The organism is uncultured Campylobacter sp. (assembly GCF_937890585.1).
GTDB lineage: Bacteria > Campylobacterota > Campylobacteria > Campylobacterales > Campylobacteraceae > Campylobacter_A.
This window is the reverse complement of record NZ_CALACG010000131.1, coordinates 1-11,994: the sequence shown is the minus strand read 5'-3', so window position 1 is coordinate 11,994 and position 11,994 is coordinate 1. Positions and strand designations below refer to the sequence as shown.

The following is an 11,994-nucleotide window of genomic DNA, read 5'->3' as shown; positions in this document are numbered from 1 at the left end:
TTGACAGCAAAAGCAAAGAGCTTGGTAGTAAAAATGAAGCTTTAGAGAGAGAAAATGAAGCTTTAAAGGCTAAAATTTTAGCTTTACAAAACGAGTTAAAAAGCGCTAAAACTTGCGAGCCACAAGAGCAGGCTAAAGATAAGAAAGAAGCTGTAAATTTGCTGATCTCAAGCTACCAAGACGGTATAAATTTCTTACAATCAACCATCGAAGAAAATTTAAAAATGCTTGAAAATATAAACTATTTAAATGAAAAAACCTTCAAAGAAACAGGCGAGCTAAAGTCTCAAACGGCTGAAATTTTAAGCTCGATCGAGCAAGTGAGCCAGATGAGCGGTGACCTCTCAAACGATGCCTCTTCGCTTGATGGAAGCGTAAATTCTATCGTTGAGATCATAAATCTCATAAAAGACATCTCAGATCAGACAAATTTGCTAGCGCTAAATGCCGCTATCGAGGCAGCCCGCGCAGGCGAACATGGCAGGGGCTTTGCGGTCGTGGCTGATGAGGTTAGAAAACTTGCTGAGCGCACGCAAAAAGCTACACTTGAAGTTGAAGTAAATATAAATGGTCTTAAGCAAAGTGCAAATACAATGATCGAAATGAGCGAGAGTTTCTCTAAAATTTCAGCAAATGCGATGCAAATTTTAGGCGGCTTTGAGGGCAACATCTCAAGCGTAAATGCCAACACGCAAAACATCCTAAATCAAGCCTTAAACGTAACAAATGAGGTCAATGTCAGTAACGGCAAGATAGATCACATCAACATGAAGCTAAATGGCTACCGAGGCGTGCTGCTTGGTGAGATAAATAAAATTCAAGACGTGCATGAGTGTAGATTTGGCTTGTGGTATGATAAAGAGGTAAAAAACACTCTGATAAAAGATACAAAAACTCTCTCAAATATCGCCGCTCACCACGAAAATGTCCATCACGGACTAGACAAGGCTATGGCGATTTTTGCTGATAAAGATAAGGCAAATTTAGCTGGCGTTGAGATACTAAAAGACGTTGAGCACTCAAGTAAAACTGGCTTTGAAGAGCTACTTAAGGCGATAAAGTCCGCTAGAAAATAAATTTAGTATTTAGTGAAATTTAGACTCAGTTTTGAGTCTAAATTTGGATTAAAATGTGCTTTGTGGGTCGGCTACGCCTTCACTCCAGCCAAGTTTTGCGCCAGCAAGTAGGTGAAAGTGTAGGTGCATGACCTCTTGACCGCCGTTTTCACCGCAGTTTGTTATGAGGCGGTATCCACTCTTATCAACGCCCATTAATGTAGCGACCTCTTGGATAAATTTAGTCATCTCGCCCATCAAAACTGGATCCATCTCTTGGAAGTTTTTGTAGTGTTTTTTAGGGATGATGAGGATGTGAATCGGCGCTTTTGGATTTATGTCATTAAAAGCTAGAAATTTCTCGCTCTCAAGCACTTTGTTGCAAGGAATTTCACCAGCAACTATCTTTTCAAATATGGTCATTTTAGCTCCTTTGAAAGTTTGAGAAATTATATCAAAGTGTGCTTAAATTTCGTGCTTTTTATCTTGATTTTAACTCTTTTTCTATAAAATCGATGCAAAAATTCATAAAGGTAAAAAATTGCAAGATTTCATTAACAAAATCAAAAATGAAATTTCAACTCTTGATGATCTGGAGAAGGTCAGGGTAGAAATTTTTGGCAAAAAGGGCATCTTGGCGCAAGGCTTTGCAAAGCTAAAAGAGCTTGGCGAGGATGAGAAAAAGGAATTTGCAGCAAATTTAAACAAGCAAAGAGATGAGCTAAGCGCGCTTATAGAAGCCAAAAAGGCCGAGCTTGGCGAGCAAGAGATCGATAGCAAGATGAAAAAAGAGGCTGCTGATATCACGCTCTTTAACGAGCCTGTTGCTAGCGGGGCGTTGCACCCTGTAATGGCCACGATGGATAAGATAATTGAATATTTTTTAGCTCTAAATTTCTCACTTGAGACTGGGCCGCTTATAGAAGATGATTTTCACAACTTTGAGGCACTAAATTTACCAAAATACCACCCAGCAAGGGATATGCAAGATACATTTTACCTAGATGATTTTAGGCTTTTAAGGACACATACGAGCCCAGTTCAGGTGCGAACTATGTTAAATCAAAAGCCACCTATCCGCATGATAGCGCCTGGCACTGTCTTTAGACGTGATATGGACCTAACGCATACACCGATGTTTCACCAGGTTGAGGGCCTTGTGGTCGAGGATGCAGACAAAGTTAGCTTTGCAAATTTAAAATCAATGCTTGAGGGCTTTTTAAAGCATATGTTTGGCGATGTTGAAGTGCGTTTTCGTCCTAGCTTCTTTCCATTTACGGAGCCTAGCGCTGAGGTTGATATTAGTTGTATATTCTGCCACGGCAAGGGCTGCAGAGTGTGCAAGCAGACTACTTGGCTTGAGGTGCTTGGATGCGGCGTCGTTGATCCAAATGTATTTAAGGCAGTTGGCTATAAAAATGTAAGCGGATATGCCTTTGGCCTTGGCGTTGAGAGATTTGCGATGTTGCTTCATAGAGTGCCTGATCTAAGGTCACTTTTTGAGGGAGATTTAAGATTGTTGGAGCAGTTTAAATGATAATTTCAAAGCATTGGTTAAACGAGTGGATCGACCTTAGCGAGGTTAGCGGCGAGACACTTTCAAAGACATTAAACTCTATCGGCTTAGAAGTTGATAGCTATAAAGAGATAAATTTACCAAAAAGCGTTGTGGTGGGCTATGTAAAAAGCCGAGAAAAGCACCCAGATGCCGATAAACTAAGCGTTTGTCAGGTTGATGTTGGTAGCGAGACGCTTCAGATCGTTTGTGGTGCCAAAAACGTCGAGGCTGGTCAGTTTGTGCCAGTTGCGCTCATTGGCACGACGATGCCAAATGGTCTTGAGATCAAAAAGGCAAAACTAAGAGGCATCGAGTCATGCGGCATGATCTGCTCTTCAACTGAGCTAGGACTACCTAAGACAAATGACGGCATCTTGCCACTTGATGAGAGTATAGGCAAGCTAAAACTTGGCACAAGTCTTGGCGAATTTGAAGTGTTTAAAGATGTGATCATAGAGGTTGATGTTACTGCAAACAGGGGCGACTGCCAAAATTTACACGGCATCGCAAGAGAAATTTGCACCGCACTTGATCTAAATATGAAAGATAGCCATGAAAATGAAGATAGCGAAAATTTACTAGGCATCGGCAGGATCGCGTCTGTGCGAACCGAAGATAAGGTAAATGGCTCGTTTTTGTATAAAGCATTTGAGCTAAAAAATGCATTAAGTGAAAATTTATTAACTCGCTTGAGGCTAGCTCTAATTGAGTGCCAAAAGACAAATTTAGTAGAAAGACTGCTTGAATACGCGACATTTTGCACGGGCGTCTTGTTTAGAGCTTATGATCACGCTAAGCTTGTGGGCGAGGGCGAAAAAGCAGTTTTTGACATCAAAAATGGCGAAAATGGCGAGTGTGTGGTCTTTTGCGAGGATAAAAATTTAGGTGTTGCTGGAATTTACCAAAGCGATGAGGCTAGGGTCGATGAGGACTCAAAGGTGATCTTGGTAGAGGCTAGCTACGTAAAACCAGATGTTGTCTCAAAAGCCATTTTTGAAAATAAAAATTTACCAAAAGGCGATCAGGTTTATCGCTCAAGCCGTGGTAGCGAGCCAAATTTAGCTTACGGGGCGGACTATCTTTTTAAAAGGCTAGCTGGCTTTAAAGATAGCTTAAGTCTTTTTGCAGGCTCACAGCAATCACTTCTAAACACCGAGCCTATCACGCTAAGCATCTCACTTGGCGAGCTTAAAAATATGATCGGACAAGAGGTTGCAAGAAACGATGTCGTTAAAATTTTAAAGAAACTTGGCTTTGAGATCGCGGTAAATGTCGAGCAAGAGAGCTTTAATGTAAAAGTGCCGCTATTTCGCCACGACATCGTAAATTCGCATGATATCTGCGAGGAGATCGTAAGGATAATAGGTATCGACAATATCGCCTCAACGCCGTTAAATTTCTCTGAGAAAGATAGGCTAAATAAGACATATTTTGACTACAAAAATGCTTTAAATTTAAGGCGCCGTGCAGCCGATAATGGCTTTTTTGAAAGCGTGCACTACGTATTTGACAGCCTTGATGAGCTTAGTGAGCTAAATTTCAAACCTTGCAAGATCAAGATACTAAATCCTATAAACAACGAACTAAACACGCTTAGACCAGCACTTGTTAATCACCTTCTAAGCTCAAGCGAGAAAAATATCAAAAACTCAAAGCGCTCAGTTAGACTTTTTGAGTTTGGCGAAGTTTTTGACGAAAATGCAAACCAAGGCTTAAATTTAGGCTTTGTCGTATCAGGTCTTTTAAAAGAGCCAACACTGATAAACGGCGCAAAGGGCGAGGAGGCAAATTTCTACGCATTTGCAGCGATGGTGCAAAATGTAATAGGTAAATTTGAGCTAAAACCTTGCCAAGAGATCTCATATCTTAGTCCATACGAGCAGGCACACATCTATCAAAATGGCGAAAAGATCGGCTATATCGGCAGAGTTGATGCGAGAGTAGAGGCAAAAAGAGATCTGCCTAAAACTTATGTTTGTGAGATTGATTTTGCAAAGCTTAAATTTGAGCCGGTCTTAGCAGTGCCATACTCTAAATTTCAAAGCACGACAAGAGATCTTAGCCTCATCGTGCCTGAAAATTTCGAGGCTGGACGAATTTATGAGTGTATAAGAGGGCTAAATTTAAAAGAGCTAAAAGAGTTCTTGCCGGTTGATATCTATAAAGACGCAAAGCTAAACGGCGCGATCAGCCTTAGCCTTAAATTTATATTCCAAGATATGGAAAAAACGCTTGAAGATGACGATATAAACGCGCTTATGGATAAAATTTTAAGCGAGCTAAAAGAGAAGCTAAATATCGGAATAAGATGAGAATTTATCCATTAGAAAAAAGTCTAAATTTAACTATCGACGACATCGCGGCTGATAAGTCTATCTCGCATAGATGTGCGATCTTTTCGCTGTTAAGTGACAAACCATCTCGCGTTAGAAACTATCTAAGAGCAGGCGACACGCTAAATACCTTAAAGATCGTTCAGCTCTTAGGTGCAAATGTCAAAGATAACGGAGTTGAGATAATAATCACTCCACCACAAAAGATAAAAGAGCCAAATGAAATTTTAGAGTGTGGCAACTCGGGCACGGCGATGAGGCTTTTTATGGGGTTACTAGCCGCGCAGGATGGCTTTTTCGTGCTAAGTGGCGATAAATATTTAAATTCTCGCCCGATGGCAAGGATAGCAAAGCCTCTAAATGAGATGGGGGCAAAGATAGATGGTGCAAATAACGCAAACAACGCTCCACTTTGTATAAGAGGGACGAAATTTGAAAGGTTTAGTTTTGAGAGCAAGATCGCCTCAGCTCAGGTAAAAAGTGCACTTTTGCTAGCAGCACTTTACTCAAATGGTTGTAAATTTAGCGAGCTAGAGCTAAGCAGAGACCACACCGAGCGTATGCTTGCTGGTATGGGAGCTGATATAAAGCGTGACGGCTTAGAGATCACTCTGGAGCCTATGAAAGCCCCACTTGCACCACTTGATATAGATGTGCCAAATGATCCAAGTTCGGCATTTTTCTTTGCGGTTGCGGCTTTAATTATCCCAAATTCGCATATTATTTTAAAAAATATCTTGCTAAATAAAACTCGCATCGAAGCTTACAGGGTTTTAGAAAAAATGGGAGCTGAGATAAAATTTCACAAAACCTCAAGCAAATATGAAGATATCGGCGATATTGAGGTTAGATACTCGCCAAATTTAAAAGGTGTAGAGGTTAGCGAAAATATCTCGTGGCTCATTGATGAAGCCCCAGCTTTAGCCATCGCATTTGCCTGCGCTAAGGGTCAAAGCAAGCTAACAAACGCAAAAGAGCTTCGCGTAAAAGAGAGCGACAGGATAGCTGTGACGATAAATGCGCTAAAGCAGTGCGGTGTCGATGCTAGCGAGCTCGAAGATGGCTTTATCATAAATGGCTCTGAGGCTAAATTTGCCAAGATAGATAGCCACGGAGATCATAGGATCGCCATGAGCTTTGCCATACTTGGGCTAAAATGTGGCATGCAGATAGAAAAGAGCGAATTTATCGCCACTTCGTTTCCAAATTTTGCTGAAATTTTAAAGAAAATGGGAGCTAAGGTTGAAGATTGAGCTTGCTAGTAGTTATGGTTTTTGCTTTGGTGTAAAAAGGGCGATAAAGATAGCTGAAAACGCCGGAGATGCCGCAACTATCGGTCCGCTCATCCACAACAATGAAGAGATAAACAGGCTTGAGAAAAATTACAATGTAAAGACGCTTGAGGGCATAGACGAGCTAAAAGATGAGAAAAAGGCGATCATTCGCACTCATGGCATCACTAAAAACGACCTTGCAGAGCTAAAAAAAACTGATATAAAAGTGATCGACGCAACTTGTCCGTTTGTGACAAAGCCACAACAAATTTGCGAAAAAATGAGCGAAGAGGGCTATGATGTGGTGATCTTTGGCGACATGCATCACCCAGAAGTAAAAGGAGTGAAGTCATATGCCAAGGGTAATGTCTATGTTGTGCTTGAAGAGAGCGAGCTAGAGGGCGTTAAATTTAAGCAAAAGGTCGCGCTTGTTAGCCAAACTACTAGAAAAGTTGAGAAATTTATGCAGATCGCAAACTACCTTATGCTTCATGTAAAAGAGCTGCGCGTTTTTAACACGATCTGCAACGCGACATTTGAAAACCAAGAGGCTGCTAAAAATTTAGCAAAAAGAGCTGACGTGATGATAATAATCGGCGGAAAAAACAGCTCAAACACAAAACAACTCTACCTAATATCTAAAAATTTCTGCGAAGATAGCTACCTAATAGAAAGCGAAGAAGAGCTTGAGAGATCATGGTTTGATGGCAAAAATTTGTGTGGCATAAGTGCGGGTGCTAGCACACCTGACTGGATCATACAAAAAGTCGTCGATAGAATCAAAAAAGTATAAAATTTATCCTAGCTAAAGCCACAATTAACTATAATAAGCCAATTTGCCTCTACTGGCATAATAAAATTTAAAGGATCAAGATGGCTGTGAACAAAAGTGTTCAATTAGGAAAAGCAAAAGACGAAGATATCGAAGATATCGATTTTGCTGCGATGTTAGAGGAGTCTTTTAAAAAGACTGAAGAAGATAGTGACGCAAAGATCGTCAGTATCAATGGCGATGAGGTTTTAATCGACGTTGGCAAGAAGTCAGAAGGCATTTTAAATGTTTCTGAGATCACTGACGCAAACGGCAACCTGACGCATAAAGTTGGCGATACGATCAAAGTTGTAATAACTGGATCAAGAAATGGAAGACCTATAGTGTCGCACAAAAAAGCACTTAGAAAAGAGAAAGTTAAAGCTTTCATCGAAGCTTACGATCCTGAAAATTCTGGCGAAATCGACGTAAAAGTAGTTGGAAAAAATAAAGGTGGTTTTATCACTCAAGACGCAAATGGCGTAGAATTTTTCTTACCAAGAACGCACAGTGGATTTAAAAACGCTGAGGGCGTAGTCGGAAAATCATATAAAGTAAGAGTTATAAAAGTTGATAAAGAAGAGAATAGCATCGTTGTCTCAAGAAAGAAAATTTTAGATGACGACCGCAAAAAACGCAAAGAAGCTCTATCAAACATAGTAGAAAACGATAGCGTTATAGAGGGCACAGTTAAGAAAATCACAACTTATGGTATGTTTGTTGATGTTGGCGGCGTAGATGGTCTTGTTCACTATAGCGAGATAAGCTATAAAGGCCCAGTAAATCCTAGCTCTTTATATAAAGAAGGCGATAAGGTTTTAGTTAAAGTTATCAGCTATGACAACGAAAAACGCCACCTATCTCTATCTATCAAGGCAGCTACTCCAGATCCTTGGGAAGAGATCATAAGCGACGGACTAGAAGTTGGCGACACCATCAAGGTAACAGTTAGTAATATCGAGCCTTATGGTGCATTTGTCGATCTTGGAAATGATATTGAAGGATTTTTACACATATCTGAAATTTCATGGGACAAAAATATCAAAAATCCAAAAGATCACATCAGCGAAGGCCAAGAGATCGATGTTGAGGTTATCGAAATAGACGCAAAAGGACACCGCTTAAGAGTGAGCCTTAAAAATTTACTTCCAAAGCCATTTGATGAATTTAAAGCTAAATTTAAAGAGGGCGACGTAGTAAAAGGCGTTGTAACAACTATCACAAATTTTGGTGCTTTTGTTAGAGTAGGCTGCGTTGAGGGCTTGCTGCACAATGAAGATGCATCTTGGGATAGAAATGATAAGTGCAAAGATATGTTCAAAGCTGGCGACGAGCTAGAAGTAAAGATCATCAAAATCGACAGCGCTGAGCAAAAAATTTCTCTAAGCCTAAAAGATCTAAAACAAAGCCCAGTTCAAGCATTTGCTAATAAATTTAGTGTAGGCGACATCGTAAAAGGAATGATCCGTGACATTAAAGAGTTTGGCGTATTTGTTGAGCTTGGCGATAACGTCGATGCGCTAATCCGCAAAGAAGATCTAGGTAGTGTAGATGCTAGCACGTTAAAGATCGGTGATGAGATCGAAGCTGCTATTGCATTTATCGATGAGAAGAAAAATAGAATTCGCCTAAGCATACGCCGTTTAGCAAAACAAAAAGAGCGTGAAGTGTTAAATGAGATCAACGACAACGATGACAAAGTAACACTTGGCGACATTATAAAAGAACAATTACGCTAGTATAAATGGGCAGACGCACACTTTTATTAGTAGTTGTTCTGCTCTTTGTGATATTAGGTTTGGTTGGAATTTATCTTGTTAAATTTGCAAGCGTAAATTTCAGCCAGATCCCAGAAAACAATATAACAAACGAGCAAAATATAACCAAAAACACAGCCGGCAGTGAAAACTGGATCAACGAGTTGGCAACTATTAAGAAAAAAGATTACGTATTGCCTGTAAACGAAATTTTTATAGAATACAACCGACCTAAGATAGAAAAGCCAAAGATCACAGCATATGAACTTATGATAGATAAAAACGACATCTACTCTATGTTTTGTTTGATGCAGACTTTGCGAAGTAGCGAGGTTGATTTCACTGTTGTAAAGGACGGCGCCAAAAGCCAGATCTTTTTAAATACCCAAGACTCAAAGTTGCTTCAAAATATCATACTGCAGCTAAGAGTTTACGACATCCACTCAAGTGTAAGAGAGGTAAAATTATGAAAACTATCATTGTTTGCGACGCGATACACCCAGTAGGTTTTGAGCTTTTAAAAAAAGAGCAAGATATAAATATAATAGACGCAGTTAATACCCCAAAAGACGAGCTTTTAAAAATTTTAGGTGAGGCCGATGTGGCTATCACTAGAAGCTCGACTGAGGTGAATGAGGCGTTTTTAGAAGCTGGTAAAAAACTAAAAGCTATCGTTAGAGCTGGTGTTGGCGTGGATAACGTTGATATTGATGGCTGTTCAAGAAGAGGCATCATCGCTATGAACGTCCCAACCGCAAATACTATCGCAGCAGTTGAGCTAACTATGGCTCACATGCTAGCAGCTGCAAGATCACTTGAATACGCTCACAACGATCTAAAGCTAGATAGAATTTGGAAGCGTGAGAAGTGGTACGGAGTTGAGCTGTTTAAGAAAAAACTAGGCGTGATCGGCTTTGGCAACATCGGCTCAAGAGTAGCAGCTCGCGCAAAAGCTTTTGGCATGGATATCATCGCATACGATCCATATATTGATCCATCTAAGGTCATCGATATGGGCGGCACTTATACTAAAAATTTTGACGACATCTTGGCATGTGACTTCATCACGATCCACACTCCAAAGACCAAAGAGACAACCGATATGATCGGCGCTAAAGAGATAGCGAAGATGAAAGATGGCGTAAGACTTATAAACTGCGCTAGGGGCGGCCTTTATAACGAAGAGGCACTTTATGAGGGGTTAAAAAGCGGCAAGGTAGCCTTTGCTGGCATCGATGTTTTTACAAAAGAGCCAGCAACAAGTCATCCACTTCTTGATCTAGACAATGTAAGCGTCACTCCACACCTTGGTGCAAACACTCTTGAGTCGCAACGAAACATCGCCGTTGAGGCAGTCGAGCAGGCTATATCAGCAGCACGCGGTATAAGCTATCCAAACGCTCTAAATTTACCGATCAAAACAGAAGACTTGCCGCCATTTGTTGAGCCTTATATCGAGCTTACAAGCAAGATGGCTTTCTTGGCAGCTCAGATCAACAAAAGCGCCATCAAGGCTATCCGCATAGAAACTCACGGGCAGATTAGCGAATATGCAAATTCACTGCTAACATTTGCCATAGTTGGTGCTTTAAAAGAGAGTCTTGGCGACGCGATAAACTACGTAAATGCTAAATTTTTATGCGATGAAAAAGGCATAACTACCGAAACTAGCACAGGTGGAGACAGCATCTTTAAAAACAAGATCACAGTTCGTCTGACGACTGAAAACGGCATCGTAAGCGTTGGCGGTACGGTGTTTGGTGAAAATCAACAACGCATCGTAACCGTAAATGGCTTCAAGACTGACTTCAAGCCAAAAGGCAAGATGATCATCTTTAAAAACCACGACGTACCAGGCGTTATCGCTCAGATCAGTAAAATTTTGGCCGATGAAAAGATAAACATAGCAGACTTCCGACTTGGCAGAGATGAGCACGGCATGGCGCTTGCGGTCATCTTGGTCGATGAACACATAAAAACAGAAACGCTAGAGAGATTAAACGCACTTGAAGCTTGTGTTTGGGCTCAATACGCAGTTATATAACAAATTACGAAAGGATAAAAAATGGCTTCATATTCAATGGGCGATCTAAAAAAGGGACTAAAGATCGAGATCGATGGCGTTCCTTATAAAATCGTAGAATATCAACATGTTAAACCGGGCAAGGGTGCAGCTTTTGTTCGTGCAAAGATCAAATCTTTTGTCGATGGAAAGGTTCTTGAAAAGACTTTTCACGCAGGTGACAAGTGCGAGCAGCCGCATCTTGAAGAAAAAGAGATGCAGTATCTCTATGATGATGGTGAGTTTTGCCAGTTTATGGACACGACTACTTACGAGCAAGTTGCGATCAGCGATGAGGACGTGGGTGATGTTAAAAAATGGATGATCGATGGCATGATGGTTGAAATTTTATTTCACAACGGCAATGCGATCGGTGTTGAAGTACCGCAAGTAGTCGAGCTAAAGATAGTTGAGACTCCACCAAATTTCAAGGGCGATACACAAGGCGGCAAAAAGCCAGCTACTCTTGAGAGTGGCGCGGTAGTTCAGATACCATTTCACGTACTAGAAGGCGAGGTCATCCGCGTTGATACAGTTCGTGGCGAGTACATCGAGCGCGCAAATAAATAACCATACATCTGGCACGTTAAATTTATGAAAGAGAAATTTGACGAGCTCATTGCTCTGCTAAAGCCGCTGTTTAAGGATAATGGCTTTAGCAAGAGCGCTTTAAATTTTTACAAAAATACCCCAAATTTTATCTGCGTTGTAAATTTTCAAAAAAGTAGTGGCAATAGCTCAGAGCGCACGAGATTTTATATAAATTGCGGCATTTACGCCCCTTTTTTAGAGGCTACTCTTGGCAAAGAAGCGCTTAGCAAGCCAAAAGAGTATGAGTGCCATTACAGAGCCAGAATACATGAAATCACTCGCACATCTGCTGCATACTACGAGCTAGAGCCAGATAGTGACGTGGCTAAAATTTATGAAAATGTAGCAAACGAGCTAAATTTAATCTTTAAATTTTTCGAGCAAAGTAGCCAGGAGGAAAATTTAATAGAGCTAATGCTCGAACAAAACGGCCTTGCAGCGATAAATCAGCTCTACGAATATCTTTTAATAAAAGATAAAAGTAAAATTTTGATCTCTCATGCCAAGATGCTTTATGCAAAGCACGGTAGCGAAGTAAGATGGAGTAAATTTC

General features: G+C 40.6%; 11 protein-coding genes. 10 read left to right on the top strand and 1 reads right to left on the bottom strand.

What is annotated here, in order from left to right; all coding sequences use genetic code 11:
• Positions 1-1,076 (top strand): methyl-accepting chemotaxis protein (locus Q0296_RS03785; RefSeq protein WP_298036706.1); only part of this gene is annotated, 1,076 nt, incomplete at its 5' end.
• A 48-nt stretch (positions 1,077-1,124) separates the two neighbouring features.
• On the opposite strand, the gene Q0296_RS03780 is transcribed toward Q0296_RS03785, so the two are convergent.
• Positions 1,125-1,478: a histidine triad nucleotide-binding protein gene (locus Q0296_RS03780; RefSeq protein WP_298036703.1), complete on the bottom strand. Its 354-nt coding sequence runs from the start codon at positions 1,476-1,478 to the stop codon at positions 1,125-1,127.
• Positions 1,479-1,596: 118 nt separating this feature from the next.
• On the opposite strand from Q0296_RS03780, the gene pheS reads away from it, so the two are divergent.
• From pheS to Q0296_RS03735, 9 genes are all read left to right on the top strand, one after another.
• Positions 1,597-2,592 (top strand): phenylalanine--tRNA ligase subunit alpha, encoded by a 996-nt coding sequence (pheS, locus tag Q0296_RS03775; RefSeq protein ID WP_194173227.1) that lies wholly within the window; start codon positions 1,597-1,599, stop codon positions 2,590-2,592.
• Positions 2,589-4,925, top strand: coding sequence for a phenylalanine--tRNA ligase subunit beta (gene pheT, locus Q0296_RS03770; protein ID WP_298036697.1), 2,337 nt, complete (start codon positions 2,589-2,591; stop codon positions 4,923-4,925). Before pheS ends, pheT begins: the two co-directional genes overlap by 4 nt.
• Positions 4,922-6,199, top strand: coding sequence for a 3-phosphoshikimate 1-carboxyvinyltransferase (aroA, locus tag Q0296_RS03765; protein ID WP_298036694.1), 1,278 nt, complete (start codon positions 4,922-4,924; stop codon positions 6,197-6,199). The genes pheT and aroA overlap by 4 nt, the downstream gene beginning before the upstream one ends.
• A complete protein-coding gene (locus tag Q0296_RS03760) occupies positions 6,189-7,013 on the top strand; it encodes a 4-hydroxy-3-methylbut-2-enyl diphosphate reductase (RefSeq protein WP_009294294.1) in 825 nt (274 codons plus the stop codon). Before aroA ends, Q0296_RS03760 begins: the two co-directional genes overlap by 11 nt.
• Before the next feature lie 80 nt (positions 7,014-7,093).
• Positions 7,094-8,770, top strand: coding sequence for a 30S ribosomal protein S1 (locus Q0296_RS03755; RefSeq protein ID WP_298036690.1), 1,677 nt, complete (start codon positions 7,094-7,096; stop codon positions 8,768-8,770).
• A 5-nt stretch (positions 8,771-8,775) separates the two neighbouring features.
• A complete protein-coding gene (locus Q0296_RS03750; protein ID WP_148803969.1) occupies positions 8,776-9,258 on the top strand; it encodes a hypothetical protein in 483 nt (160 codons plus the stop codon).
• Positions 9,252-10,832: a phosphoglycerate dehydrogenase gene (gene serA / locus Q0296_RS03745; RefSeq protein ID WP_298036709.1), complete on the top strand. Its 1,581-nt coding sequence runs from the start codon at positions 9,252-9,254 to the stop codon at positions 10,830-10,832. The genes Q0296_RS03750 and serA overlap by 7 nt, the downstream gene beginning before the upstream one ends.
• 21 nt (positions 10,833-10,853) lie before the next feature.
• Entirely contained in the window at positions 10,854-11,420 is a 567-nt protein-coding gene (gene efp / locus Q0296_RS03740) for an elongation factor P (RefSeq protein ID WP_004317246.1), read from the top strand.
• A gap of 24 nt (positions 11,421-11,444) precedes the next feature.
• A partial coding sequence (locus Q0296_RS03735; RefSeq protein ID WP_298036683.1) for a DUF4304 domain-containing protein occupies positions 11,445-11,994 on the top strand: 550 nt, incomplete at its 3' end.